This window comes from Rhizobium sp. 768_B6_N1_8 (assembly GCF_051811225.1).
In the GTDB taxonomy this organism is placed as follows: domain Bacteria; phylum Pseudomonadota; class Alphaproteobacteria; order Rhizobiales; family Rhizobiaceae; genus Rhizobium.
Genome location: NZ_JBPWPV010000001.1, coordinates 4,037,982 through 4,062,074 on the forward strand (window position 1 = coordinate 4,037,982; position 24,093 = coordinate 4,062,074).

A 24,093-nucleotide genomic window follows, 5' to 3' on the forward strand; every position below is an offset into this window, starting at 1 on the left:
GAGATCGCACGCCGTTCCCTAGCGATCGGTAAACACGCGCGGCGGATCGACGGAATGGTTAACAAGCCGTCTTGAAGCAGGACGCCTTACGCGTCACCGGTAACCACGCCGACGAAGGGCAGCTCGCGGAAAGCATAGGCAACGTCCATACCGTAGCCGACGACGAAATAGTCGGGGCATTCGAAGCCGACATAGTCCGCTTCCAGCTCTTCCTTGCGCTTGACCCGCTTGTCGAGCAGTACGGCGATCGTCACGTTGCGCGCGCCGCGCTCATAGAGCAATTCCTTGGCAAACCGCAGCGTACGGCCGGATTCGAGGATGTCGTCGATCAGCAGGACATCACGGTCCTTCACGTCGCTGTCGATGTCCTTGACGATCCGTACGCCCTGCGAAACCGTGCCCGCGCCATAGCTCGAGAGCGTGATGAATTCGACCTCGGGAGCAAGGCCGGTATCATGCAGAGCGCGCAGCAGGTCGGCCGCAAAAATAAAGGAGCCCTTGAGCACGGCGATGACCAGCAGGTCCTTCGTCGGACCGGCGGCGATATCCTGCGCCATGGAATGATTGCGCTCGGCTATCTGCTCGGCAGTGAAGAGCGGCTCGATGTTTTTTCCGCGCACGACAGGCATAAAGGCTTGCTCCGTAAAATGAAGGGTAAGCCGTTAGCACATTAATTCCGGCGAAACACCCCGGAGAGACAGGTTTTTCCCATCGATCAATCCAAAAACGCGCCTCGCGCTCATGGCATGAACGAAAGCCGCACCTCCGGCACCTTGCCGCCGGCATGCTGCACGCGGGCTGAAAAGCCGCGGCTCTGGCCTGCATAAATGGCATCCGTCGGCGGTGCGATGACGATACTGGCGGTCAATCGCTCGTCGGCGACGAGATCGGCGCGGATCGGCTTGACCTGTTGTGTCACGCCGCTTTCATTCTCGACGATGCCGTTGATCAGCAGGATGCGCATGCCATTGGCGTCGCGCGGGGTAATCGTCACATGCGAAAAGTGGAGCGTAGTAGCCGGCGACGCTCCACTCTTCAAAAGTCCGGAGAACCCGCCGGCAAGTCCGAAGACCAGCACGAAGAGCGAGATCACCAGTGCCGCAAAGCCCCGAAGCGACGCCTGTTGCAGCCAGACCTCCATGCCACGCAAGACCGCGGCAGCGGTGGCAAGCCAGACCGGAGGCTGCGTCTCGGGCGGAACGCTACGACGGCGATTGTCGTTTTGGGTCGCGTCGCGGGCACTGGCAGATGCACCTTGCGGCCGCGCCTCACCGACGACCACGAATTCGGCATCGGCTACGTCATCCGTGCGCGGCATGCGGCGGGGTTGGCGGATAACCCGCTCCGGCGGCAGAAAATCATAGGCCCGGCCGGCGGCCGGTCGTCTGAAGGAGGATGCTTCCATGGTGGCGACCTCTCGGATGTCCACATGGTTTCGCTGCCTAAGACAATCTTGGCATTGAAACGAATCCAGCCCAGTCGTAAATTTCAATGGTTAATGCTTCGCAAAGATCGCCATCAAACGGGCGTCTTTCCGGCAAAATTTACCCGCTGTTAACGGTGTTGGTTAACAAGTCATGCGGTGAAACCACGAAAGACTGAGCTACCCCGTTGATCCATTTCGAGAATGTCGGTTTGCGATATGGTATGGGCCCGGAAATTCTCCGGGACCTGACTTTCGACATCCCGAAAAAGTCCTTCCAGTTTCTGACTGGCCCGTCCGGCGCCGGCAAGACCACGCTGCTGCGCCTGCTCTTCATGTCGCTGCAGCCGACCCGCGGCCTGATCCGCATGTTCGGGCGCGACATATCCGAGATCCCTCGTCCGGAGCTGCCGCTGCTGCGTCGCCGCGTCGGCATCGTCTTTCAGGATTTTCGTCTCCTCGACCATCTGACGACCTATGAGAATGTGGCCCTGCCGCTTCGCGTGCGCGGCAAGGATGAAAGCACCTACAAGACCGACGTGCTGGAACTTTTGAAATGGGTCGGGCTCGGCGAACGCATCAACGTGCTGCCGCCGGTGCTCTCGGGTGGCGAGAAACAGCGTGCTGCGATCGCCCGCGCGCTGATGGATCGGCCGGAAGTGCTGCTCGCCGACGAGCCGACCGGCAATGTCGATCCGCCGATGGCCAAACGCCTTCTGAACCTCTTCATGGAACTCAACCGTCTAGGCACCGCAGTGGTGATCGCCACCCACGATCTCTCGCTGATGGACCAGGTGGAAGCCCGCCGCATGATCCTCTCGGAAGGGCATCTCGATATTTATGACTAAAACGCCCACCAGGACCCGCGCGAAGGCGCCCGCCGCTGCCGCCCAACAGCCCAAGCGGCCGGAGATGCGCGTGCGCCCCACGGCACCGATCCTGCCGCCATCAAACATTCAGGGCAATGCGCTGATGGTTGTCATTGCCATCATGGCCTTCCTCGCCTGCCTAACGCTCGGCGGCGTCAGCATGGTTCGCTCGACGGCAGCGAGCTGGGAAAGCCAGATTTCCCGCGAAGTCACCATTCAGATCAAGCCGGACGACAATCTGGACATGGAAAAGGCCCTCGTCCAGGCCCGCGATATCGCGCTGACCTTCGTCGGCACGAAGAGTGGTCAGATCGTCGACGAAGCCGCCACCGCACGCCTTCTGGAGCCCTGGCTCGGCAGCGGCCTGGACATCAAGGAACTTCCCGTGCCGCGCCTCGTCATCGTCACCATTGACGAGAGCCATCCACCCGACTTTGCGGCAATGCGGGACCTTCTGAAGGAAAGCATTCCGCAGGCCTTCCTCGATGACCACCGTACCTGGGTCGACCGGCTGGTTGCGATGGCCCGTACGACGGTCATGATCGGCACCGGCATCCTGCTGCTCGTTTTCGCCGCCATGGTGCTGACAGTGGTCTTTGCGACGCGTGGCGTGCTCTCGGGCAACCGCCACATCGTCGAAGTGTTGCATTTTGTCGGCGCCGAGAGCTCGTTCGTCGCAACGGAATTCCAGAAGCATTTCCTGAAAATCAGCCTCAAGGGTTCGGCGATCGGCAGCGCACTGGCCGCCCTCTTTTTCGCCGCCGCCGGCTTCTTGCAGAGCAAGACGATCGCCACGCCCGAGACCGATCAGGCAACGGCCCTCTTCGGCACATTTTCGGTTGGCGCCCTCGGCTATCTCGGCATCTTCGCGACGATGATCGTGATCGCACTGCTGACGACGCTGACGGCGCGGCTCACCGTCATGCGCACGATCTATGAAATCGATATATTACGTTCCGATCCGACGCGGGCTGACGGCATCGTGAATTGATCGCAGCCATGCCGCCATGAAAGCGTCTGTTCCGCGCCGCAATCAGCGTATAATCACGACTCATGACGATGGGCCATACGACACGCAATCCGATTCGCCCAGACCCGGAGCATGAACGCCCCGAGAACGTCTTGCCGCGTCGCGGCCCAATCCGTCGCGTCTTACGCTGGATGGGCTTTTCCTGCGTGTTGATCGCCGCGCTGATCTTCGGCGGTTTTTTACGCTTTGCAGATTCGGTCACGACCCTGAAGCCTCCTGCCGAGCCGCGGGCGGACGCAATCATCGTACTGACCGGCGGCTACCAGCGTATCGATCAGGCCGTCGAACTCCTGCAGAAAGGCGCCGGCAAGCGGCTGCTGATCTCTGGTGCGCATCCCTCCACCACGCCGACGCAGATCCGCAGGATGACTCAAGGGTCCGCCGATCTCTTTTCCTGCTGTGTCGACATCGGCTATGACGCGCTCGATACGATCGGCAACGCCGAGGAAGCCTCGAACTGGATTCATGCAAAGGGCTATAAGAGCATCCTCGTCGTCACCAACAACTACCATATGCCGCGCAGCCTCGCCGAACTCTCCTATGTCGATCCTGACATCGAGTTCATTCCCTATCCCGTCGTCAATTCTGATCTGAAGACACGCGATTGGTTCACCGATCCGAACGCCATGCGCGTCATGCTGGCCGAGTATGCCAAGGTGCTGCTGGCAGGCGGGCGCAACATCGTCGGCCTGCGCCATACCGGCCTGCGTTCCGCCAGCCTGGCCGATCAGAACTGAGGCTTTTACGCACTTCGGCAATCAGACGCTTTTTCTGACAGGCAATATCGTGTAGGCCGGTCGGCGTGACCGTGCCTCGGGAAAGTTTCATGATCGCCCTGCGTTCCGTTCTGTTCAACACGATCTTCTATGCCAACCTCATCATCAGGATGATCGTGCTCTCCCCCTTCTACTTCATCGCGCCGCGCAAGCTCGCCTACAACGTCCCCAAGAACTGGGCGCGCTCGAACCACTGGCTGATGCGGGTGATCGTCGGCACCACTTTCGAGATCGAGGGCTTGGAGAACCTGCCTGACGGCAGCTACATCATTGCGCCGAAGCATCAGTCCTTCTGGGATACTTATGCGCTGCTGCCCAACCTCAAGGATCCGGTCTATATCCTCAAGCGCGAGCTGATGTGGATCCCGCTTTTCGGCTGGTACGCGAAGAGGCAGCGCATGATTCCGGTCGATCGTGGCGCGCGCGGCAAGGTGATGGTGGAGGTGTTGAAGCGCACCAAGGAAGAGCTCGCCACCGGCCGCCAGCTCATCATCTATCCCGAGGGCACGCGACGCCCACCGGGTGCCGAGCCGATGTACAAATATGGCATCGCCCGCATGTATCGCGACCTGCAGCTCCCGGTCGTACCCATCGTCATGCATCCCGGCCTGTTCTGGCCGCGCCGCAGCACCATGCGTTATCCCGGTCATTTCAAGGTACAGATCCTGCCGCCCATCATGCCTGGCATGGATCCCGACGCGTTCTTCGCCCATCTGATCGACGTGACGGAAAGCGCCAGCGATCAGCTTCTGATCGACACGGTCGAACACAACCCGCATGTGCCGCTGCCGCCGACGGCGGTAGAGAGGCTGGCCGAGTTGCGCAAGGCAAAGGCCGCGACGGCTTGAAACAATTCCAGCAAAAGCGTGCAGCGATTTGCGTCGGAATTACATAAAAACAAAGAGATAGATCTTTTCCGGGAAGGATCTAAGCCGCGGCACGCAGCCGCGTGACTTCCTCGACCACCTGTTCCAGCCACTGGTCGCGAATGCCCATCTCCTTCAAATGCGCGAGCGTATTGAAGACATAGGCATCGTTCGGGCCCGACTGGCCGACAGAGACATTAACGATCCGTGCGGCGGCAAACGCATCCAGTGCGCCGGCATATTGCTCATGGGCGCGGTCGACCACATAGGCGACCGCCCGCGCACTGCGACCATCCGGAAGCTGCAACGGCAGGTGCCGTTCCAGATAGACGTTTGTGACGAGTTCGCGGGCGCGCAGATAATCAATCACCTCATGCCATTTCTCTGTCGCTACGCGAAAAGCCATGCCGCGGCAGGCGCCGCCTCTGTCGAGGCCGAGAACAAGGCCGGGATTTTCGCGGCTGCCGCGATGCACGAAAGAACGGACGCAGAGCGAGCGCCGGTAGCCATAAACCAATGCCTGCGACCGCTCAACGAATTCGAAGCCCGGATTCCACATCAACGAGCCGTAGCCAAATACCCAAAATTCGTCCATATCGCACGCCAGATCAAAATCAGATTTCGTTTTCACCATTGGAGAACATCATGGCAGCGTCAAGCCAATCCGGCAGCGGCCAATACAGCAACGGCAGGAAATTCTGGTTGCTGGGCGGCGCTATCCTTCTGGTGATCGCTCTCTATGCAGGCGGCTGGTTCTATGCGGCCTCTGCGTTGAAACAGACCGTTCTGACCGCAATCGCTCCTCGTGCCGAAGTGGGCGTGAGCGGCGAGTGCTCCGATATTGAATTCCGCGGCTTTCCTTTCCGCATCGGACTTTTCTGCTCCAAGGTGGATGTGGACGATAATGTGAACGGCATATCCGCCACCTTCGGCGCGCTTCGCTCCGCCGCCCAGGTCTATGCCCCCGGCCATATCGTCTGGGAACTCGACTCCCCGGCCGAGATCCGCACCGCGCAGGGCCTGACCATCAATGCCCAATGGGACAATCTGCAATCGAGCCTCGTTACCAAGGCGCAGGGCATCGACCGCACCTCGACCGTCATTGACGGGTTGAAGGCCGTGGCCATCTCCTCCTTTACCGGGCAGACTGTCAATTTCGATGCCGCCCGCACCGAGATCCACCTGCGGCAGAACGGAGCGGATCTTGACGGCGCAATCTCGGTCGAAAACGCCAATGCGATCGTCAAGGACTGGCCGCAGGTCTTCCCGAAATTCTCCGCCAGCGCCGACCTGACGCTGATTGGCAAGGCCGGAATGATCGACGGCACCGACGAACAAGGCATCCACGGCTCTCAGGGCGAGCTTCGCCGCATCGTCGCCGATATCGGCGATGGCAAGGTAATGACCATTTCCGGCCCCTTCGCCTTCGACGAACAGGGCTTCCTCTCGGGCAAGTTCAAGCTGGAGATCGAGCAACTCGGCCCCTGGGGCAAGAGCATCAAGGAGGCCTTCCCCGATATCGCCTCGACGGTCGATACCGCAACCAAGCTGTTGAAGGCGCTTGCCGGCGGCGGCGATAAGGTTTCCGTCGATCTGGTCGTCGATCACGGCAATGCGACAGTGAGCGGCTTCATCCCGCTCGGCAAGATCCCGCCGGTTTAATCGAGTTTTTTAAGGAAGAAGACTTCCGGCACCGTCTGGATGCCGGGCAGTTCGATCGATCCGGTTTCAGAAAATCCGTTGCGGCGATGCCAGTCCTGCGGGCGGCTTTCATCGCACTCGCTTGATGTCATCAAAAGACGCGCGCCGCTCTCGCGCATCTCCGTTTCCCAGGCAAGAAACAGCGCCGTGCCGACGCCGGACCGGCGATGGCCATCCAGCACCCGGATCATTTCCATGTAGGGAATCCTGCCCCAGAAGCGGGAGAAGCGCAGGAAGCCGACAATCTCGCCTTGCTCGCGGGCGATCAGATATTCGCCGAGATCGATGCAGCGCGAAATCCAGGCCTCGCCGACATGGTGATCCTCGCGAAGCAGCCATTCCTTCTCCGTCTGGCCCGGCTTCGCGATCTCCACCATGAGACTATTTCTTTTCCAGCGGATGTGGGCGGCCGAAGTCCGGCGCATCCACATCCTGGCCTGCCTGGACGATCGAGCGTCGGATGGCACGAGTGCGGGTGAAGAGTTCGAAAATCTTGTCACCCTCGCCCCAGCGGATCGCTCGCTGCAGATAGGCGAGATCTTCCGAGAAACGCGCCAGCATTTCGAGGATCGCGTCACGATTGTGCAGGCAGACGTCGCGCCACATCGTCGGATCTGATGCGGCAAGACGGGTGAAATCGCGGAAGCCGGAGGCGGAATATTTGATAACTTCCGATTCCGTTACCGTCTCGAGATCGTCAGCCGTTCCCACAATATTGTAGGCTATGAGATGCGGCAGATGGGAGACGATCGCAAGCACCTTGTCGTGATGCTGGGCGTCCATCTCGTCGACTCGGGAGCCGAGCGCTTCCCAGAAGCTGCGCAACGTCTTCAGCGCTGTCGGGTCAGTTCCTTCGAGCGGCGTCAAGATGCACCAGCGTCCCTGAAACAGGCCGGGGAAGCCTGCATCCGGGCCGGACTTTTCCGTGCCCGCGATCGGATGGCCGGCAATGAAATGCACATGATCAGGCATGTGCGGCTGCATCTGCGCGATCACGGAAGCTTTGGTGGAGCCGACATCAGTAACGATCGCGCCGGGTTTCAGGCTGCTGGCGATCTCTTTCGCGACACTTTCGGAGGCGCCGACCGGCACCGACACAATGACGAGATCGGCATCCTTTACCGCCTCTGCCGACGAGGTCGTATATCGATCGCCGAGCTGCAGCTCTTCGGCACGCTTCAGCGTCTCGACACTGCGTGTGGCGACGACGACTTCATTGGCAAGGCCCAGACGCTTGATGTCATGGGCAAGCGAAGAGCCAATCAGGCCGATACCGATCAGGGTGATGCGATTGAACTGCGCTGTCATGCCTTACGTCCCATGAATTCGCCAAGCGCCTCGATGACGCCGTCATTGGCCTCTTCCGGACCGACGCTCATCCGCAGCGAGTTGGGAAAGCCGTAGCCGCGCACCGCGCGCAGGATATAGCCGCGGCTCGTCAGGAACTCATCGGCATCCGCCGCCCGCTTGCCGTCGACATCGGGGAAATGGATGAGAACGAAGTTGGTCACAGATGGCGTAACCTCCAGGCCGATGGCCTCGAATGCGCTCGTCAGCTTCTCGATCCACATCTGGTTGAAAGACACAACATCCTGAATGAAGGACTGGTCGCGGATCGCGGCAGCGCCCGCGGCAATTGCCGGCGCATTCATGTTGAATGGCCCACGCACGCGGTTTAGGGCGTCGATGATGTCGACCGGCGCATACATCCAGCCGACACGCAACGCTGCAAGGCCATAGACCTTAGAGAAGGTACGGGTCATGACGACATTGGCGTTAGACGAGACCACCTCGATACCGGCTTCATAGTCGTTGCGGCGAACATATTCCGCATAGGCAGCATCGAGCACGAGGATGACGTGCTTCGGCAGGCCGGCCTGTAGGCGGCGAATCTCGCTCACGGGAATATAGGTGCCGGTCGGATTGCCAGGATTGGCAATGAAGACGATCTTCGTCTTGCCTGTCACCGCAGTAAGGATCGCATCGACATCGACAGTGTGGTTCTTTTCCTTGACCACGACAGGCGTCGCACCCGCGCCCATGATCTGGATCTTATAAACGAGGAATCCGTGCTCGGTGATGATGCCCTCGTCGCCGGCGCCGAGATAGACGTGGCAGAGCAAGCCGAGCAGCTCGTCGGAGCCGTTGCCGCACAGGATGTTTGCCGGGTTGAGGCCGTGCACTGAAGCGATCGCCTCGCGCAGCTCGTGCGCTTGACCGTCCGGGTAACGCTCGAGATTGCCTGCGGCCGCCTTGAATGCTTCGATCGCCTTGGGGCTCGCGCCAAGCGGCGTCTCGTTGGAGGAGAGCTTGTAGACGCGGGCCACACCCGGTGCATGCTCCTTGCCCGGCACATAGGCTGCAATATCCAGAATACCGGGACGCGGAACGGGCTTGCTCATCTCAACACTCATGGATCGACCTTGGAAATTGCCGGAAAGCCGGCGAAAGACTTGAGTGCAATTAAAGCGGAATGGCGATTTTGTCGAGTGCTGCAGCGCTCAGCGGCTGCGCGTGGTCGGCACGCCATGCGGCGCAAGCACGGGCACGAAAACGCGCCGCGAGGCGCGCGCGGCAACCGGCAGGCCCTGGTAAAGCCGCTTCTGCGCCTCGACGATGATGACGCCGGAAAAAGCCGGCCAGAGCGTGCGGCCGATCCGCTCGAAGCCGCGGCGCAGGCGCAGCACCGCACGCAGTTTCGACGGCGGGAAGAACAGCGCTTCGGCCGTCGCGCCCGGCGTGAAGTTGGTCTCGCGCAGCAGATGGGTCAGCTGGCCGCGCGAATAGGGCCGGCCGGAGCCGAAGGGCGTATGTTCCATGCGCGCCCAGACACCACGGCGGTTCGGTACCACGATAACGAGGCGTCCGCCCGGCGCCAGCACCCGCCAGAGCTCCTTCAGGGTCTCGCGCGGACTTTCGGCAAATTCCAGCGAATGCACCATCAGCACCCGGTCGATTGAGGAATCCGGCAGCGGCAATTCCTCGTCGAAGATCAATGCGGTGGAAGAAAGCGAACCGACAGGCCAGTTCACAGCCCCCTGTCCAGCGGGCATGAAAGCGAAGGTGCGTTCCGTATCAGCCTGGAACCGGTCAAGGAAGGGCACGGAATAACCAATGCCCACAAGTCGCTCCTGCGGCAGGCGCACCCAGAGCGACGATAGCGCCATGGCAATCGACTGCTCGGCCATGTGCCCAAGCTCGGAATGATAGAATTGGCGAAGGTCGACGATATCGGCGTGCATTAAGACAAATGTTATCAGTGACCGGTTGGACTTCAAGGCCGGAACCTCTACATTCCCGGTCAGTACGAGGGATAAGGGACTATTTGAGCGATGAAACCTTTGGAATTAGAAGTTTTTCTCTGCCGCAGCGACAATTTCGGTGTTCTCGTCCATGACCCGGAAACCGGGCAGACCGCCTCGATCGATGCGCCTGATGCGGCAGCCGTGGAAGCTGCTGCTGTCCGCCGTGGCTGGACCATCACCCATATTTTCACGACCCATCACCATATCGACCACGTGGAAGGCAACCTGCCGCTAAAGGAGCAGTACGGCCTGGAGATTATCGGCCCGGTCAACGAAGCGGTGGCGATTCCCGGCCTCGACAAGACGGTGGGCGACGGCGACAGCTTCCTCTTCGGCGATCATACGGTCAACGTCATCGAAACGCCCGGCCATACTGCCGGCCACATCTGCTATCACTTTGCCGACGACAAGCTCCTCTTTGCTGCTGATACGCTCTTTGCGCTCGGCTGCGGCCGCCTGTTTGAACGCCCCGCCGCCGACATGTGGCATTCGCTGCAGAAGCTTGCCGTTCTTCCGGATGAGACCGCCGTCTATTTCGGCCACGAATATACGCTCTCCAACGCCCGTTTTGCGGTTACGATCGATCCCGGCAATGAGCGCCTGAAGAGCCGCGCGGCGGAGATCGAGGCACTGCGGGCCGATGGTAAGTTCACCATTCCGACGACGCTGGCGCTCGAAAAGGAAACCAACCCCTTCCTGCGCGCGGCGGATCCCGCCGTCCGCCGCAATCTGCTGATGGAAGGCAAGACCAATGAAGAGGTCTTCGCCGAAATCCGCAAGCGCAAGGATAATTTCTAGGACATGGCCGGGAGAGAACTCACCACCGAGGAGATCATCCGCGAGCTTAGCATGCAGCCGCACCCCGAAGGCGGCTGGTATGCACAGACCTTCCGCGACATCAATGGCGGCGAACGCGGCCATTCGACGGCGATCTATTATCTGCTCGCAAGGGGAGAGCGCTCGCACTGGCACCGTGTCCATGATGCGGCAGAGGTCTGGCACTACTATGCCGGCGCGCCGCTCGCCCTGCACCGCTCCGGAGACGGTCGCCACAGCGAGACGCTGAAGCTCGGCACGGATATTGCCGGCGGTGAGCGGCCGCAGGCCATCATCCCTGCCAATTGGTGGCAATCGGCCGAAACCCTGGGCGACTATACGCTGGTCGGCTGCACGGTGGCGCCCGGTTTTGAATTTTCCAAATTCGAGATGGCGCCACCGGACTGGAAGCCCGGTATTATCTAGAGCTTTTCCTGGTCAAATTGAATTATTCTGACCAAGAAAGGCTCTAGGCCTGCTCCGCCGCGACCGGCTGCATCTGTGGCTTGCGGCGGAACATCTCTTGTGCCGCAAGCACTGCACCGCCCGTGATCAGCAGACAGGCAAGCGCGATGCGCCAGCTCGGCTCGGCAATACCGAAAACAGTCAGGATCAGTGTCGAAAGCAGCGGCGCGGCGTAACTTGCGGCACCAAGGATCTGGATGTCGCCGTTCTTGACCCCATGATCCCAGGCATAGAAGGCAGCTCCCACCGGAAAGAGACCGAGGCCGAGCACGGCAAGCCATTCGAAGCTCGTCTCCGGCCAGACCGTGGTCTCAAGCCCCAGATGGCAGAGCAGCGAAAGCACCGATGTCGCAAGGCAGAAGCCAGTAACGACATCGGTGGAGACGGCATCAAAACGCCGCGTCAGCAGCGAATAGCCCGACCATGTGAAGGCACAGAGGAAGGCCGCCCCGTAGCCGACGGCATAGGCGCCGTCGAAATCGATGCCGTTGCGCCCGACAATCATGAAGGTGCCACACAGACCGGCCAGAGCGCCGACAATGTGGTACCAGCGCTGCCTCTCGCCCGGCAGCAGTGCCGAACCGACGACGATCAGCAACGGCCAGAGATAGGCAATCAATCCCGCCTCGACGGCCGGCGCATTCCTGAGCGCCGTGAAATAGAGAAAATGATAGCCGAACAGGCCGGCAATGCCCGTGATCCAGATCTTTGCCGGCTGCTTCAGGAGCGCGATCCGCGACGGGTTGAGGATGAGTACGAGAATGCCGGGAATGCTGCCGATGGCAAAGCAGATGGCCGAAAGCTGGAACGGCGGCATCTTGCCGGAAGCAGCTGTAAAGAGCGCCAGGAACGACCACATCAGAATGGCCGTAAAACCGATCAACGTTGCCTGAAGCTTCACCCATCCCCCTCGCGGAGACTTACGAAGGCTCCGTCAGCTGTTCACGCTGCTGTACTTCACAGCCGTGATCGTCACCGTCCCGTATTCCGTGGGAATGCGGACGTAGACCGGAGCATATACATTTGCCGCCGCCGCCTTGGCAAACCAGATTTCCATGCGGTTACTCTTGCTGAGGTAGACGAGATCCTTGCGGCCCTTCTTGTAGCCGGAGCGCGGAATGAAGCGCACGCCGCAGACAATCGCCTTGCCTTTGAACCCATCGGTCGAGAAATCCTCGTCGCCTTTCGGTGAAAGCACGAGGTCCATGCGCGTCTCGCCATCGAAGATCGGCAGCTTCTGCGAGCAGACATCGGTATCGCCGGTGAAGATGAGTCCCGAAATGGGGTCAAGCACAGAGCGCATGTCGCCCTGTGTTACCGGAATCCATTCCTTCGGCCGGCGCGGCTCCGGTGTCGTGGTGGCCGAAACGATATTGCCGTTGCGGTAGCTGACCTCATAGGTGCGAACCTTTTTGCCGGTCTTGTAATAGAGGACATATTTTGCCGCCTGCAGCCGGTCGTCGCGTACCACCCCGGTAACGCTGGTCTTTGCTAGGATGTCGGTCACGAGATCGGCAAGTCCGGCCGATTTGATGTCACCGTCGATTTTGTAACTGTGATCGTCTTCGATCTTGGTGAGAAAGGCAGCCCGCGCGATCGTCAGGCCGGCAAGGGCTACCTTGTACTCCGTGCGGTGCTGTACTTCGCTCGCACCGGCCGGCAAGGCCAGAAGCGCCGCGAATGCCGAAACTAAAATCCGTCTGCCCAGATGAGCCATGGTGAGAGCCTTGTCTTGCCGGGCCGCTTGCGCCCTTGCACTGCGGTCTATACTCCTGCCGCATCACGAAGAAAACAGCAGCTTTTTGACAGAATTGCGGGAAAGGCCAAGGTTTGGCTTGACGCGCGCGACCGGTCTGACTATAGAACCGCAACTTTCCAATCATGGCCTGATGGATTGCGCAGCCGGTTGTTGCCGGATTGTCATTCAATGGCCCGAGAAAAACAAGAAATAGGTGTTCCATGTCCCGCATGTGCGAATTGACCGGCAAGGCAGTCCTGACTGGTAACAATGTCAGCCATGCCAACAACAAGACCAAGCGCCGGTTCCTCCCGAACCTGTGCCAGGTTACGCTGATCTCCGACGCGCTCGGCCAGCGTTACCGTCTTCGCGTTTCGGCTGCTGCTCTTCGTTCCGTCGAGCATCGTGGCGGCCTCGATGCCTTCCTGCTGAAGGCAAATGAAGGCGAACTTTCGATGCGCGCTCGCCTGCTGCGTCGCCAGATCGTCAAGAAGACCGCCGAAGCAGCAGTTGCTGCTGCCTAAGCTCGGCCTCAGTCTTTCAAAAGCTTCAAAAGGCTTGCACGGATAATATCCGGACAAGCCTTTTGCTTGTTGGCCCGGCCTTGTTCCTGGCTGAAATCTCACTCGAACTGGTGGCATCACCCAGGATAAAAAAATGCTGACGACCCGCTATACCCTTATCTATGTCGCGCTGATGACGCTCGTCGTCGTCGCGTCCAATTTCCTCGTCCAGTTTCCGTTGAACGCCACGGTTGCCGGCATCAATCTCGCCGACATTCTCACCTGGGGCGCCTTTTCCTATCCGATCGCCTTCCTGATCACCGACCTGACGAACCGCCAGTTCGGCCCGCAGGCTGCGCGTAAGGTGGTTTTCGCCGGCTTTGTCGTTGGTGTCGCCCTTTCCTTCTTCACCTCGGTTCCGCGTATTGCGATCGCCTCTGGCTCGGCCTATCTCGCCGGCCAGCTTCTCGATATCGCCGTCTTCAACCGCCTGCGTCGTCAGGCCTGGTGGCGCGCACCGCTCGTCGGCTCGCTGATCGGCTCGGCGCTGGATACGGTGATGTTCTTCTCGCTGTCCTTTGCCGCCTTCTTTGTCTTCCTCGGCCCGAACGAGCCGTTTGCGCTGGAAAACGCGCCGATCTTCGGCGTCCTCTCGACGGAAGCCCCGCGCTGGATCTCTTGGGCGCTCGGTGATTTCTCGGTGAAGATGCTTGTCGGCCTGGTGATGCTGCTGCCCTATGGCGCACTCATGAACGTGCTGCGCCCGGTGCCGTCCGCTGCGGCACGGTAAATACCGTCCCACAATCCGCCCTCGGATCGGAATCCTCGCATTCCCCACCTTTCGCCTGGATGGCGATCATTTCTGGTCGAGCGACCCAGGAAAACGCTCTGATCATGAATGCTGGACGGGCTGGCTGCAGACCTTACTGCAGCCAGCCCGCACCAACCGATGGCAACGCCAACTGCAGATCTCACGACGACTGAAGGCGCCCTGCAATGACCGCCGGGTGGCTCAGCACCTCCGCGATGAGTTCATCGACAGGCCGTGATGAATCGAGCCGCAAAATCGGCCTCGTCAGCGTCTTCAGCCACTCCTCATGCCTAACGAGACTTCGGCGTTCCGGTCCCGCCGTATCGTAGCTCTCTGCCCATTCCATGAATTCGCGGCTTTTCACCGCCATGTCGCCACCGGGCCTGATCCTCTCGCCGTAGTGCTCCTCCTCGCGCTTGCGGATGCGCTCCATACGCGCGACGGGATCGATCCTCAGAAAGACCACCAGATCGTATAGTGGCTCGAATTCCGCACCCCATTTTATCGCCGAGCCGGAAAGCACCCAGCCGGCATCGGGCAGCGCTTCTTGCCTGAGCATCGAGATACGCGCCCCAACCTCGCGCTGCGTCGTGAAGGGCGGATCGGTGGGCATCCAGAAGAAATGATCTGTATCGAGATGACGGATGTCGAGCAGCTCGGCCAGCGCCAGGCCAAGCGTGGTCGTGCCGGAGCCCGAGGCCCCCGTGATATGGATGCGCATCATACAACTCTCAAAGGCTGGTATCGAAAGGGATGGTCCGCATAGCGCAGAGTTATGACAGCCGTTCGAAGGCCGCTCAATCGACCAGCCGGAATTCCAGCATCAGATTGCGCTGCAGGATGGAGTGATTGTCGTCCGACACCAGGATGATATGCGTCGTGCCATCGGCTGCCTGGAAGGCATCGAGCCCTTCCATATTGTCGATATTGTAATTGAAGTTGCCCTCGACGAGCAGCTCGCCGTTCACGATGGCGCCGGGCTTGATGTCTGCTCCCTTGATTCGGCGAATGCGCATGCCGATACCTTCGGCCATGTTGAAGCGCCGCTCCAGCAGCAACAGGTCGCCACCCGGCAGGAAGGCACCGTCAGTCACATCGAAGCTGCCATCCTTCTCGACGGTGAACTGCCCCTTCTGCGGCCCGGCCAGAATAGCCGCAAGCCGGTTACCGTCCTCGTCGAGGCTACGCTCCGCCACGATTACGGGCGCGCCTTTCAGCGGGCTCGAGGCGGGGGCTACGACAACGGTTTCGATGCCGCGGTTTGCCCGCATCTCGTCGCGGGGAATGAGGATCCCGACCGTCGACAGGGATCGCGAGTCGAGAAAACCGGGGTTCGGATAGACATCGACGCGATGGTCCTGCTCGAAGGAAACAAGAATCCGGTCGCCATCCAGTGCGAGGCCTTCGGCATCCATGCGCCCCTTGCCCTCATAGGTCCGGCCAACACGGTCCCGCATCGGCGTGATCTCGACACCGGAAAGACCGGACAGCCTGCCCTTGGCATCGCGCTCGATGCTGCCCGTCAGCCAGTGCCCGGTATCGAGCACGCCGACGAAACTGTTGCCGTCAGGGCGCATTCGGATGGAGGAAAGCGAGCCGAAGAGGGAGTTGCTCGACACCATCTCCAGCCCGCCGATAAATTCCAAGGGGCCGAAGCGGCTTTCGTTGCGACCTATATGAAAATCCGAAATCTTGCGGCTGATGATCTTCGCAGGCTCGCCCGCATGAGCGCCTGACAAGCCTGTCGCGAGGCCAAGAACGACCAGAGCCGCGCGAGACAGGTTTTCAAACGCCATGCGGATGTTTCCCCAAGACTGTATCAGCCAGCGCGGCGTAGGCGGCCACCGCGCGGCTGTGCGGCATGGTCCTCGAACAATTCGGCAAGCTGCTCGGTCATGGCGCCGGCAAGCTCGTCCGCATCGACGATCGTCACGGCGCGGCGATAGTAACGCGTCACGTCATGGCCGATGCCGATTGCCAGAAGCTCGACCGGAGAACGCGTCTCGATCTGTTCGATCACGGCGCGCAGATGCCGCTCCAGATAATTGCCCGGATTGACCGAAAGCGTGGAATCATCGACCGGCGCACCATCCGAAATCATCATCAGGATGCGGCGCTGCTCGCGCCGCGCCAGCAGGCGATTATGCGCCCAGATCAGCGCCTCGCCATCGATGTTTTCCTTGAGCAGGCCTTCGCGCATCATCAGGCCGAGATTGGTGCGCGCGCGCCGCCACGGGGCATCGGCCGACTTGTAGATGATGTGGCGCAGGTCGTTGAGACGGCCGGGCGTCTGCGGCTTGCCATTGGCAAGCCAGCTCTCGCGTGCCTGACCGCCTTTCCAGGCCTTCGTCGTGAAGCCGAGGATCTCCACCTTGACGCCGCAACGCTCCAGCGTGCGCGCCAGGATATCGGCGCAAGTCGCGGCAACCGTGATCGGCCGGCCGCGCATGGAGCCGGAATTGTCGATCAGCAATGTCACGACCGTATCGCGGAACTGCGTGTCGCGCTCCATCTTGAAGGAGAGCGGTTGCGTCGGGTCGATGATGATGCGCTGCAGTCGCGCCGTATCGAGATAGCCTTCCTCGAGATCGAAATCCCAGGAACGGTTCTGCTGCGCCATCAGCTTGCGCTGCAGGCGGTTTGCAAGACGGCCGACAGCGCCTTGAAGATGCGCCAGCTGCTTGTCGAGAAAGGCGCGCAGGCGCTCCAGTTCGGCGGCATCGCACAGCTCTTCGGCCGTGATGATCTCGTCGAATTCCTCCGTATAGACGTGGTAATCGACCTTCTCATTGAAATCGGCGAATGGCGTATTCGGACGGCGGGTTTCGCCCGGCGTCTCGGAATCGTCGTCGCCTTCTTCCATCATGTCATCGTCGGAGATTTCGGCGCCTTCGGTTTCGCCGTCCTCCATCTGCTCGTCGGAGACTTCGCTGTCCTCGACAGGCGCCGCATCGCTGCCGGCATCCTCGTCGACCTCATCTTCGTTCTGCTCGTCGCCCGTCGGCTGATCATCCTCGTTGGACTGATCATCGGCGTCAGGATCGCTGTCGTCATCGCCATATTCCTCGGCCATTTCCATGGCCGAAAGCATATTGCGGATGACCTTCGAGAAGGCCTGCTGGTCGTTGATGACACCGGTGAGATTGTTGAGCTCGCTGCCAGCCTTGTCTTCGATAAAGGAACGCCACAGGTCGAGAACTTTTCCGGCCGAAGCCGGGGGCTTCTGGCCGGTGAGCTTTTCGCGCACCATCATCGCAACGGCTTCGCCGATCGGCGCATCTTCCTGCCGTTCGATGCCGGTGAAATTCGCCTTGGCGTACTTCTCCTCGGTCATGGAACGCAGATTGGCAGCCATGCCTTCCATCCGCAGCGAACCGATCGATTCCACGCGCGCCTGCTCGACAGCGTCGAAGATCGCCCGGGCATCCGAACCCTGCGGCGCCATGCTGGAATGGACCTTCTCGTCGTGGCAGGCGATACGCAGTGCCATGGAATCGCCAAGGCCCCGCGTCACCGCCAACTCATGCGCCGTCGGACGCTTGGAAAGCTCCGGCAGACGAATGCGCTCACCCGTCATGCCGGGACGCTCATTGGCGAAGGCCACTTCGACCTGGTCATCGCCCGCGATTGCGCGCACGCAGCCCGTTATCGCCCGCCGCAACGGCTCGACATCGACGGGCGCACCAGGCTTTGCTTTCGAATTGTCACCACGAGATGCCATGATCGACTGGCCTCAAGCCCCCAGCACGATGTTGGCCGCGCTTTCCTTCAGTTCCACGCCGAAGGCGCGCTGATAGTGCTCGGCCACCAGAGGACGCTCAAGCTCGTCACACTTGTTGAGGAAGGTGACGCGGAAGGCGAAGGCGATATCGCCGAAGATCTCGGCATTCTCGGCCCAGGTGATGACGGTACGCGGGCTCATGACCGTGGAGAGATCACCGTTCATGAACGAAGCGCGCGTGAGATCGGCAACGCGAACCATCTTGGAAACCGTATCGCGGCCTTCCTTGTCCTTGCCGAAGCTCTTCACCTTGGCGGCGACGATATTTACTTCATGGTCGTGCGGCAGATAGTTCAGCGTCGAGACGATCGACCAGCGGTCCATCTGTGCCTGGTTGATCTGCTGCGTGCCGTGATAGAGACCCGTCGTATCCCCAAGACCGATGGTGTTGGCGGTCGCAAACAGGCGGAAGGCCGGGTGAGGACGGATGACACGGCTCTGGTCGAGCAGCGTCAGGCGGCCGGAGGATTCCAGTACGCGCTGGATGACGAACATCACGTCCGGGCGGCCGGCATCATATTCGTCGAAGACGAGCGCGACATTGTGCTGATAGGCCCAGGGCAGGATGCCGTCCTTGAATTCGGTGACCTGCAGCCCGTCCTTGACGACGATCGCGTCCTTGCCGACGAGATCGATACGGCTGACATGGCTATCGAGGTTGATACGCACGCAAGGCCAGTTGAGGCGCGCGGCAACCTGCTCGATATGCGAAGACTTGCCCGTGCCGTGGTAGCCGGAGATCATCACGCGTCGGTTATGGGCAAAGCCGGCGAGGATCGCGAGCGTCGTCTCGCGGTCGAAGAGATAGTCGGAGTCGAGATCCGGAACATAGGCGTCGCCCTTGCTGTAGGCGGGCACACGAATGTCGGAATCGATGCCGAAGACCTCCCGGACCGAAACGGTGGTGTCGGGCAGTTCGGAAATATCAAGGTCAATCTTGCTCATCATGTCTCCAAGGCGGGTGACGGCCACCCGACCACACTATCTCAGCCATTGCGCAACCATGGCGCCGCAGTATCTTTTCCGCGTTCTCCAAGAGTCGGAACGTCGGCGATACTTCTCCGGGACTGAAACGAAACCTCGGCGGGATAATGACCGCTTGCGAGCATTCTTGAAAGAGTCCCGGACAAGAAACGCCGCGTCCGGAAGGTCGGCAGAGGCGATGTCGGGAAAACGCGCAAATATGTATGCCGCGATTGCCTGCGGCCTCAGCCGATGTGGACCATACCCGATTGAAGCTTAAGAGCAAGGACGGGAATTAACAAAAACCGTTCTGCTTCAATAATTGATAGGCCTGGATGACGGCGCGGAAACGCTCTTCCGAGCCGCGATCGCCGCCATTCGCGTCGGGGTGATGCTTCTTGACCAGTTCCTTGTACTTGCTCTTGATCTCCGCCGAAGTGGCGTTCGCCGCAAGTCCCATCGTATCGAAAGCCTTGGCTTCCAGCGATTTCAGCTTGCGGGCCTGCGGGAAACGCGGGCCGCTGCCCTTGCCGCTACCTTCCTTCACGAAACCGAACGGATCACGCACGCGCGAATAGGCGCCGGAGCGAACTTCGGCATGCAGCGGGCTGTTCTTGGCATCCTTGTTGACGCCGACCGTCCAGGTGGGGCGATGGCCGGTGATCGCCTCCTTCTGGTAGCGCGCAATTTCGCCGTCCGAGAGGCCGGAGAAATAATTGTATCCCTTGTTGTAGTCCTTGACGTGTTCGAAACAGAACAAAAAGAATTGGCCTTCCGCATTGCGTCCCACAGGAGCGCGATGCGTGCCTTTTTTGTCGCAGCCGTCCCACTGACAGCTTGGAGGTGCCTGTTCGGGCTCCTGCTCTCGCCTGCGGCGCGTTCGGATGCGATCGAAGTATTTGGAATCAAGTCTCATAGCGGCGCTAATTATGGGGCTGCTGACTGCTGACAACAAGAATTGACAAACGGGAATGTTGCTGGCTTGGTGGGAACCTTTTTCATGAACTCAGAAGACCCCGTGATGACACTCCAGACCAGCATCGAAGAGAAGCTCAAGGCGACCTTCGCACCCGAACGCCTCTCCGTCATCAACGAGAGCCATCTGCACGCCGGCCACCAACCGGATATCACGGGCACCGGCGAGACGCATATGCGCGTTCGCATCGTCTCTGCAAAATTCGTCGGCATGTCTCGGCTGCAACGGCATAGGGCGATCACCGACCTCTTGAAGCCCGAGCTGGATGCCGGGCTTCACGCATTGGCCGTCGAGCCGGCAGCGCCGGGCGAACCGACGCGCTGGTAGAGCCTACTTTCACGCAATTCCGGACACAAACCGCTGCGCACTTTTGCGTGAATTGCTCTAGCGGATAATGAGCGCCGTCGCGTAAAGCCCGAAACCGAAGACGGTATGGGCGAGCAGATTGAGCACACGGACCTTCGTGGGGTTCGGCGTCTTCGACGCCGCCCAGCCAAGCCCAAGACCCGGCTGCATCAGAAACCAGCCCGCACCGACGGTGACGATGCCGAGGATCCAGGCCGGCAGGAAAGTCGGCGCGGCAAACCAGACCGGACCGACGAAGATCGCCAGCAGAATGCCGTAGAGGATTCCAACCGCGTAGTGGCCGATCCAGCCGAGCGCCAGCTCGTTGGCATAGGGCGCGGCATCAGCGATATTATCGTGAAAGACCTTGCCCTTGCCGAGATGCCAGAACCAGCGGCCGGCCGGCGCCCAGTTCGGCGACGGCGTCACGCCGAGCTTTGCGAGCAGAATCGCCCAGATATCCATGAGGACGGTTGCCCCGATGCCGATGGCGACGGATCGCCAGAGAATGTCGAACATGTCAGATCCTGTAGGATGAGCCAGCGCACGGAGATGCCGCCGGTAACGGAAATCTTGGTCAAGCGGGTTTCGTCTCGTCTTCCTCGGCGGGGCGGATGCGCAGCTTGGTGATGCGGTTCTTTTCCCGCTTCATGACGACGAAGCGCTTGCCGTAGAAAGTGAAGGCCTGTCGCTCCTCGGGAATGGTCATCGATTCATGGATGACGAGACCGGCAATCGTCGTGGCTTCCTCATCCGGCAGGTTCCAGTCCAGCGCGCGGTTGAGATCGCGGATTGATACGCCACCATCGACGACGATGGAACCGTCGGCCTCCTGTCGTACGCCCTGTATATCAATATCGTGCTCGTCGGAGATATCGCCGACGATCTCCTCCAGAATATCCTCGAGCGTCACGACGCCCTGCACCTCGCCATATTCGTCGACGACGACGGCGAAATGCTGCTTGCGGCGCAGGAAGGCATTGAGCTGGTCTTCGAGATTGGTGCTGTCGGGCACGAACCAGGGTTTCTGGGCGATTTTCACGATATCGAGCTGCTGCGGCTCCATGTTCGGCTCGGCGAGCGCCCGCAACAGATCCTTGGCGTGTACGACGCCGATGATGTTGTCGATCGTACCGCGCCACAGCGGCATGCGTGTATAAGGGCTTTCGAGGATCGCCCGGACCACGGATTCCGGCGGATCGTCGGCATTGATCGCCCGCATCGCCATGCGGTGGACCATGATATCGGAAAGCTCGAGTTCGCCGAGATCGAGCACGCCGCCGAGACGGTCACGGTCGGCCTTCACGACAGAACCCTCGCGATGCAGCAGGTCGACGGCGCCGCGCAGCTCCTCATGCGCTGACAGCATCGAGACTTCACGCGACAGGTTGATCCCGAAAAGACCGAGGATCTGGCGCACGATCGCATTGACGAAGGAAGAGAGTGGACCGACCACGGCGACGAAGAGCCGTGTCGGTATTGCAACATTGAGCGCAAAACGCTCCGGCGTGGAGATCGCCCAGCTCTTCGGCAGAACCTCCGCGAAGATGACGAGGATAATGGTCATGGCAAGCGTCGCCAGCGCCACACCGGAATTGCCGAAGATCCCCAGAAATACGCTTGTCGCCAGCGACGAGGAGAGAATATTGGCGAGGTTGTTACCGATCAGCAGCGCACCGATCAGCCGGTCACGACGCTCGATGAGGGTCCTGACGAGACCGGCGCGCTCATCGCCATTGGCCTCCAGTGTATGGATCCGGCTTCTCGAAACGGCGGTCAGCGCGGTTTCGGATCCCGAAAAGAAGGCAGACATCAATACCAGGGCCACGATCGAAACGATCTCCGGCCAGTAGACCGATAAAAACGCCAGGGTGCCTTCGACTGACATCAGGGATGTTTTTCCTTGAGAAAGCTGATCACTTCGGAAGCCGGCACGTCATCGGCGACGAAGGACTGGCCGATGCCGCGAGTGAGAATGAAGGTGAGCTTACCACCCTTGACCTTCTTGTCCTGCGCGATCGCATCCATCAGCACTTCGGCCGGCGGCAGGGTTCCCAGGATTTCCGACATGCGGGTCGGCAGGCCGACAGCCTTAAGATGCGCCTCGACGCGGCGGGCATCATCGGGGCTCGCAAGGTTCATACGCGCCGAAAATTCATGCGCCAGCACCATGCCGATCGAAACGCCTTCACCATGAACCAGCCGGCTGCTGTCATAGGCGGTCGCGGCCTCCAGCGCGTGGCCGAAGGTGTGGCCGAGATTGAGCAGCGCCCGCTGGCCGTTTTCCCGCTCGTCAGCAACCACGACATCCGCCTTCGCCTGGCAGCTGACCGCAATTGCTTCGATACGGGCCGAACCGCCTGCAAAGACCGCCTGCCAGTTGTTCTCCAGCCAGGCGAAGAAGTCCGGCTTGTCGATCAGGCCATACTTGGCGACTTCGGCATAACCGGCGCGGAATTCGCGTTCACTCAGGGAATTTAGGACATCGGTATCGGCGAGAACAAGATCCGGCTGATGGAAAACGCCGATGAGGTTCTTGCCGTGGCGGCTATTGATGCCGGTCTTGCCGCCGACGGAGGAATCCACCTGAGCGAGCAGCGAAGTCGGCACCTGTACGAAGCGCACGCCGCGCCTGACGATGCCGGCCGCAAAACCCGAGAGGTCGCCGATGACGCCGCCGCCAAGCGCGATGACATAGTCATTGCGTTCGACGCGCGCTTCGAGAACCTTGTCGCAGACATTGACCAGATGCTCGAAACTCTTGGTCTTCTCTCCGGCTGGCAGCACGACCGCCGCCGATGCGATGCCGGCGGTATCGAGGCTCGCCTTCAAGGCATCGAGATAAAGCGGTGCCACATGCTCGTCGGTGATGATAGCCGCCTTGCGGCCCTTGAGCCGCGAGCCGATCTCGCCCCCGGCGCTGGCGATCAGCCCTGGCCCGATCAGAATGTCATAGGCACGTTCGCCAAGCGGTACATGCACCTTGCGGACGGCGGAAGCGGAGGTGATCGCGTTCATGATACTGCACTTTCCTTCTGGGCCTCGACCACGGCTCTCAGCACTTCATCGGCCATGACTTCCTTGCGCACGTCGCGCGAAAGCACCGTGAGATCGGCTTCGGCATAAACGGGGTAGCGGGCGTTCATCAGATTTTCGAGCGTCTGCTTCGGGTTTTCGGTCTTGAGCAGCGGACGTGTATCGCGCTTGTTGACCCGGTCCCAGAGCACGTCGAGATCGGCCTTCAGCCAGACCGAAAGGCCGCCCTTCTTGATATGCCTGCGCGTACGGGCGTTGATGAAGGCGCCGCCGCCGGTAGAGACGACACGTGGCCCGCCTTTCAGCAGACGCTTCATCACCCGTGCTTCGAGCGCCCGGAACTCTTCTTCTCCATAGGCCGCGAAAAGCTCCGTGATCGTCATGCGCGAAACGCGCTCGATCTCTATATCGCTGTCGATGAAGGGAACGCCGAGCTGCTGCGCAAGGAGGCGGCCGACCGAGGATTTTCCCGCGCCCATAAGGCCGACGAGGATCAGATTGCGTGAACCGAGCGCGGCGCGAGCTCTGTCTCTCAGGCTGTCTGCAACGGAAACTGGGGGTTCACTCATCGGTCCATTCACACTTTGTTTGCAAACGGTATCGACAAATGCGGGTGTAGCGTCAAGTCGCGGGCAAGGGAATCATGGTCTCACTGCCGCTTCTTGCACTTGCAAGCATGCTTCTTATAA

The 24,093-nt window shown here is 60.4% G+C and carries 28 protein-coding genes; 10 read left to right on the forward strand and 18 right to left on the reverse strand.

What is annotated here, in order from left to right; translation table 11 throughout:
- Positions 1-86 precede the first annotated feature (86 nt).
- Positions 87-629: a hypoxanthine phosphoribosyltransferase gene (hpt, locus tag AB8B33_RS20590; RefSeq protein ID WP_007825075.1), complete on the reverse strand. Its 543-nt coding sequence runs from the start codon at positions 627-629 to the stop codon at positions 87-89.
- Positions 630-739: 110 nt separating this feature from the next.
- Positions 740-1,405 (reverse strand): hypothetical protein, encoded by a 666-nt coding sequence (locus AB8B33_RS20595; RefSeq protein WP_439016723.1) that lies wholly within the window; start codon positions 1,403-1,405, stop codon positions 740-742.
- 206 nt (positions 1,406-1,611) lie between these two features.
- Between AB8B33_RS20595 and ftsE the strand changes: the two genes are divergently transcribed.
- The 4 genes from ftsE (at position 1,612) to AB8B33_RS20615 (ending at position 4,946) form a co-directional block, all read left to right on the forward strand.
- A complete protein-coding gene (gene ftsE, locus AB8B33_RS20600) occupies positions 1,612-2,271 on the forward strand; it encodes a cell division ATP-binding protein FtsE (protein ID WP_007825071.1) in 660 nt (219 codons plus the stop codon).
- A gap of 64 nt (positions 2,272-2,335) precedes the next feature.
- Positions 2,336-3,283 carry a cell division protein FtsX gene (locus AB8B33_RS20605; protein WP_405049741.1) on the forward strand — a complete coding sequence of 316 codons (948 nt, stop codon included), beginning with the start codon at positions 2,336-2,338 and terminating at the stop codon, positions 3,281-3,283.
- A gap of 62 nt (positions 3,284-3,345) precedes the next feature.
- Positions 3,346-4,059: a YdcF family protein gene (locus AB8B33_RS20610; protein WP_439016724.1), complete on the forward strand. Its 714-nt coding sequence runs from the start codon at positions 3,346-3,348 to the stop codon at positions 4,057-4,059.
- Positions 4,060-4,148: 89 nt separating this feature from the next.
- Positions 4,149-4,946: a lysophospholipid acyltransferase family protein gene (locus tag AB8B33_RS20615; protein WP_439016725.1), complete on the forward strand. Its 798-nt coding sequence runs from the start codon at positions 4,149-4,151 to the stop codon at positions 4,944-4,946.
- 79 nt (positions 4,947-5,025) lie between these two features.
- Here AB8B33_RS20615 and AB8B33_RS20620 read toward each other — a convergent pair whose 3' ends face one another.
- Entirely contained in the window at positions 5,026-5,559 is a 534-nt protein-coding gene (locus AB8B33_RS20620; RefSeq protein WP_439016726.1) for a gamma-glutamylcyclotransferase, read from the reverse strand.
- Positions 5,560-5,609: 50 nt separating this feature from the next.
- Between AB8B33_RS20620 and AB8B33_RS20625 the strand changes: the two genes are divergently transcribed.
- Positions 5,610-6,626 (forward strand): DUF2125 domain-containing protein, encoded by a 1,017-nt coding sequence (locus tag AB8B33_RS20625; protein ID WP_439016727.1) that lies wholly within the window; start codon positions 5,610-5,612, stop codon positions 6,624-6,626.
- On the opposite strand, the gene AB8B33_RS20630 is transcribed toward AB8B33_RS20625, so the two are convergent.
- The 4 genes from AB8B33_RS20630 to AB8B33_RS20645 all read right to left on the reverse strand — a co-directional run bounded on the left by AB8B33_RS20630 (position 6,623) and on the right by AB8B33_RS20645 (position 9,943).
- Positions 6,623-7,042, reverse strand: coding sequence for a GNAT family N-acetyltransferase (locus tag AB8B33_RS20630; protein ID WP_439016728.1), 420 nt, complete (start codon positions 7,040-7,042; stop codon positions 6,623-6,625). The genes AB8B33_RS20625 and AB8B33_RS20630 overlap by 4 nt on opposite strands.
- A 4-nt stretch (positions 7,043-7,046) precedes the next feature.
- A complete protein-coding gene (locus AB8B33_RS20635) occupies positions 7,047-7,973 on the reverse strand; it encodes a prephenate/arogenate dehydrogenase family protein (protein WP_439016729.1) in 927 nt (308 codons plus the stop codon).
- Positions 7,970-9,067 carry a histidinol-phosphate transaminase gene (gene hisC / locus AB8B33_RS20640; protein WP_439016730.1) on the reverse strand — a complete coding sequence of 366 codons (1,098 nt, stop codon included), beginning with the start codon at positions 9,065-9,067 and terminating at the stop codon, positions 7,970-7,972. The genes AB8B33_RS20635 and hisC overlap by 4 nt, the downstream gene beginning before the upstream one ends.
- 99 nt (positions 9,068-9,166) lie before the next feature.
- A complete protein-coding gene (locus tag AB8B33_RS20645) occupies positions 9,167-9,943 on the reverse strand; it encodes a class I SAM-dependent methyltransferase (RefSeq protein ID WP_113319703.1) in 777 nt (258 codons plus the stop codon).
- Positions 9,944-9,997: 54 nt separating this feature from the next.
- Between AB8B33_RS20645 and gloB the strand changes: the two genes are divergently transcribed.
- Together gloB and AB8B33_RS20655 are read left to right on the forward strand one after the other, a co-directional pair.
- Entirely contained in the window at positions 9,998-10,768 is a 771-nt protein-coding gene (gloB, locus tag AB8B33_RS20650; RefSeq protein WP_439016731.1) for a hydroxyacylglutathione hydrolase, read from the forward strand.
- A gap of 3 nt (positions 10,769-10,771) precedes the next feature.
- Positions 10,772-11,212, forward strand: coding sequence for a cupin domain-containing protein (locus AB8B33_RS20655; RefSeq protein ID WP_007822202.1), 441 nt, complete (start codon positions 10,772-10,774; stop codon positions 11,210-11,212).
- Positions 11,213-11,255: 43 nt separating this feature from the next.
- On the opposite strand, the gene yddG is transcribed toward AB8B33_RS20655, so the two are convergent.
- The gene (yddG, locus tag AB8B33_RS20660; protein WP_439016732.1) at positions 11,256-12,152 is read right to left on the reverse strand and encodes an aromatic amino acid exporter YddG; all 897 of its coding nucleotides are present in this window, start codon (positions 12,150-12,152) and stop codon (positions 11,256-11,258) included.
- A gap of 33 nt (positions 12,153-12,185) precedes the next feature.
- The gene (locus AB8B33_RS20665; RefSeq protein WP_439016733.1) at positions 12,186-12,968 is read right to left on the reverse strand and encodes a DUF3108 domain-containing protein; all 783 of its coding nucleotides are present in this window, start codon (positions 12,966-12,968) and stop codon (positions 12,186-12,188) included.
- A gap of 242 nt (positions 12,969-13,210) precedes the next feature.
- Between AB8B33_RS20665 and rpmB the strand changes: the two genes are divergently transcribed.
- Together rpmB and AB8B33_RS20675 are read left to right on the forward strand one after the other, a co-directional pair.
- Complete coding sequence (gene rpmB, locus AB8B33_RS20670) at positions 13,211-13,513, forward strand: 50S ribosomal protein L28 (protein WP_439016734.1); 303 nt, start codon at positions 13,211-13,213, stop codon at positions 13,511-13,513.
- A gap of 133 nt (positions 13,514-13,646) precedes the next feature.
- Positions 13,647-14,282 (forward strand): VUT family protein, encoded by a 636-nt coding sequence (locus AB8B33_RS20675; protein ID WP_439016735.1) that lies wholly within the window; start codon positions 13,647-13,649, stop codon positions 14,280-14,282.
- Between the two features lie 181 nt (positions 14,283-14,463).
- Here the strand turns inward: AB8B33_RS20675 and AB8B33_RS20680 are convergent, their stop codons facing one another.
- The 5 genes from AB8B33_RS20680 to AB8B33_RS20700 form a co-directional block, all read right to left on the reverse strand.
- Positions 14,464-15,027: an ATP-binding protein gene (locus AB8B33_RS20680; RefSeq protein ID WP_439016736.1), complete on the reverse strand. Its 564-nt coding sequence runs from the start codon at positions 15,025-15,027 to the stop codon at positions 14,464-14,466.
- Between the two features lie 73 nt (positions 15,028-15,100).
- On the reverse strand, positions 15,101-16,099 hold the full coding sequence (locus AB8B33_RS20685) for an esterase-like activity of phytase family protein (protein WP_439016737.1): 999 nt from the start codon (positions 16,097-16,099) through the stop codon (positions 15,101-15,103).
- Between the two features lie 23 nt (positions 16,100-16,122).
- The gene (gene cobT / locus AB8B33_RS20690; protein ID WP_113319711.1) at positions 16,123-18,024 is read right to left on the reverse strand and encodes a cobaltochelatase subunit CobT; all 1,902 of its coding nucleotides are present in this window, start codon (positions 18,022-18,024) and stop codon (positions 16,123-16,125) included.
- Between the two features lie 12 nt (positions 18,025-18,036).
- Entirely contained in the window at positions 18,037-19,029 is a 993-nt protein-coding gene (gene cobS / locus AB8B33_RS20695; RefSeq protein ID WP_007822226.1) for a cobaltochelatase subunit CobS, read from the reverse strand.
- Between the two features lie 313 nt (positions 19,030-19,342).
- The gene (locus AB8B33_RS20700; RefSeq protein ID WP_113319712.1) at positions 19,343-19,963 is read right to left on the reverse strand and encodes a J domain-containing protein; all 621 of its coding nucleotides are present in this window, start codon (positions 19,961-19,963) and stop codon (positions 19,343-19,345) included.
- A gap of 105 nt (positions 19,964-20,068) precedes the next feature.
- On the opposite strand from AB8B33_RS20700, the gene AB8B33_RS20705 reads away from it, so the two are divergent.
- A complete protein-coding gene (locus AB8B33_RS20705) occupies positions 20,069-20,350 on the forward strand; it encodes a BolA family protein (RefSeq protein ID WP_037071995.1) in 282 nt (93 codons plus the stop codon).
- A 57-nt stretch (positions 20,351-20,407) separates the two neighbouring features.
- Here AB8B33_RS20705 and AB8B33_RS20710 read toward each other — a convergent pair whose 3' ends face one another.
- The 4 genes from AB8B33_RS20710 to AB8B33_RS20725 are packed head-to-tail and all read right to left on the reverse strand — an operon-like array spanning position 20,408 to position 23,973.
- The gene (locus AB8B33_RS20710; RefSeq protein ID WP_113319713.1) at positions 20,408-20,887 is read right to left on the reverse strand and encodes a DUF2938 domain-containing protein; all 480 of its coding nucleotides are present in this window, start codon (positions 20,885-20,887) and stop codon (positions 20,408-20,410) included.
- A gap of 58 nt (positions 20,888-20,945) precedes the next feature.
- Positions 20,946-22,256 carry an HlyC/CorC family transporter gene (locus tag AB8B33_RS20715; protein ID WP_113319714.1) on the reverse strand — a complete coding sequence of 437 codons (1,311 nt, stop codon included), beginning with the start codon at positions 22,254-22,256 and terminating at the stop codon, positions 20,946-20,948.
- Complete coding sequence (gene aroB / locus AB8B33_RS20720; protein ID WP_439016738.1) at positions 22,256-23,386, reverse strand: 3-dehydroquinate synthase; 1,131 nt, start codon at positions 23,384-23,386, stop codon at positions 22,256-22,258. The genes AB8B33_RS20715 and aroB overlap by 1 nt, the downstream gene beginning before the upstream one ends.
- Positions 23,383-23,973 (reverse strand): shikimate kinase, encoded by a 591-nt coding sequence (locus AB8B33_RS20725; protein WP_007822233.1) that lies wholly within the window; start codon positions 23,971-23,973, stop codon positions 23,383-23,385. Before AB8B33_RS20725 ends, aroB begins: the two co-directional genes overlap by 4 nt.
- Between the last annotated feature and the right edge of the window lie 120 nt (positions 23,974-24,093).

Excerpts from the sequence above, each read along its gene's own strand:
- hpt (WP_007825075.1), bottom strand. The coding sequence starts at position 629 with ATGCCTGTCGTGCGCGGAAAAAACATCGAGCCGCTCTTCACTGCCGAG.
- AB8B33_RS20595 (WP_439016723.1), bottom strand. The coding sequence starts at position 1,405 with ATGGAAGCATCCTCCTTCAGACGACCGGCCGCCGGCCGGGCCTATGAT.
- AB8B33_RS20605 (WP_405049741.1), top strand. The coding sequence starts at position 2,336 with ATGCGCGTGCGCCCCACGGCACCGATCCTGCCGCCATCAAACATTCAG.
- AB8B33_RS20610 (WP_439016724.1), top strand. The coding sequence starts at position 3,346 with ATGACGATGGGCCATACGACACGCAATCCGATTCGCCCAGACCCGGAG.
- AB8B33_RS20615 (WP_439016725.1), top strand. The coding sequence starts at position 4,149 with ATGATCGCCCTGCGTTCCGTTCTGTTCAACACGATCTTCTATGCCAAC.
- AB8B33_RS20620 (WP_439016726.1), bottom strand. The coding sequence starts at position 5,559 with ATGGACGAATTTTGGGTATTTGGCTACGGCTCGTTGATGTGGAATCCG.
- AB8B33_RS20625 (WP_439016727.1), top strand. The coding sequence starts at position 5,610 with ATGGCAGCGTCAAGCCAATCCGGCAGCGGCCAATACAGCAACGGCAGG.
- AB8B33_RS20630 (WP_439016728.1), bottom strand. The coding sequence starts at position 7,042 with ATGGTGGAGATCGCGAAGCCGGGCCAGACGGAGAAGGAATGGCTGCTT.
- AB8B33_RS20635 (WP_439016729.1), bottom strand. The coding sequence starts at position 7,973 with ATGACAGCGCAGTTCAATCGCATCACCCTGATCGGTATCGGCCTGATT.
- hisC (WP_439016730.1), bottom strand. The coding sequence starts at position 9,067 with ATGAGCAAGCCCGTTCCGCGTCCCGGTATTCTGGATATTGCAGCCTAT.
- gloB (WP_439016731.1), top strand. The coding sequence starts at position 9,998 with ATGAAACCTTTGGAATTAGAAGTTTTTCTCTGCCGCAGCGACAATTTC.
- AB8B33_RS20655 (WP_007822202.1), top strand. The coding sequence starts at position 10,772 with ATGGCCGGGAGAGAACTCACCACCGAGGAGATCATCCGCGAGCTTAGC.
- AB8B33_RS20665 (WP_439016733.1), bottom strand. The coding sequence starts at position 12,968 with ATGGCTCATCTGGGCAGACGGATTTTAGTTTCGGCATTCGCGGCGCTT.
- rpmB (WP_439016734.1), top strand. The coding sequence starts at position 13,211 with ATGTCCCGCATGTGCGAATTGACCGGCAAGGCAGTCCTGACTGGTAAC.
- AB8B33_RS20675 (WP_439016735.1), top strand. The coding sequence starts at position 13,647 with ATGCTGACGACCCGCTATACCCTTATCTATGTCGCGCTGATGACGCTC.
- AB8B33_RS20680 (WP_439016736.1), bottom strand. The coding sequence starts at position 15,027 with ATGATGCGCATCCATATCACGGGGGCCTCGGGCTCCGGCACGACCACG.
- AB8B33_RS20685 (WP_439016737.1), bottom strand. The coding sequence starts at position 16,099 with ATGGCGTTTGAAAACCTGTCTCGCGCGGCTCTGGTCGTTCTTGGCCTC.
- cobT (WP_113319711.1), bottom strand. The coding sequence starts at position 18,024 with ATGGCATCTCGTGGTGACAATTCGAAAGCAAAGCCTGGTGCGCCCGTC.
- cobS (WP_007822226.1), bottom strand. The coding sequence starts at position 19,029 with ATGAGCAAGATTGACCTTGATATTTCCGAACTGCCCGACACCACCGTT.
- AB8B33_RS20700 (WP_113319712.1), bottom strand. The coding sequence starts at position 19,963 with ATGAGACTTGATTCCAAATACTTCGATCGCATCCGAACGCGCCGCAGG.
- AB8B33_RS20705 (WP_037071995.1), top strand. The coding sequence starts at position 20,069 with ATGACACTCCAGACCAGCATCGAAGAGAAGCTCAAGGCGACCTTCGCA.
- AB8B33_RS20710 (WP_113319713.1), bottom strand. The coding sequence starts at position 20,887 with ATGTTCGACATTCTCTGGCGATCCGTCGCCATCGGCATCGGGGCAACC.
- AB8B33_RS20715 (WP_113319714.1), bottom strand. The coding sequence starts at position 22,256 with ATGTCAGTCGAAGGCACCCTGGCGTTTTTATCGGTCTACTGGCCGGAG.
- aroB (WP_439016738.1), bottom strand. The coding sequence starts at position 23,386 with ATGAACGCGATCACCTCCGCTTCCGCCGTCCGCAAGGTGCATGTACCG.
- AB8B33_RS20725 (WP_007822233.1), bottom strand. The coding sequence starts at position 23,973 with ATGAGTGAACCCCCAGTTTCCGTTGCAGACAGCCTGAGAGACAGAGCT.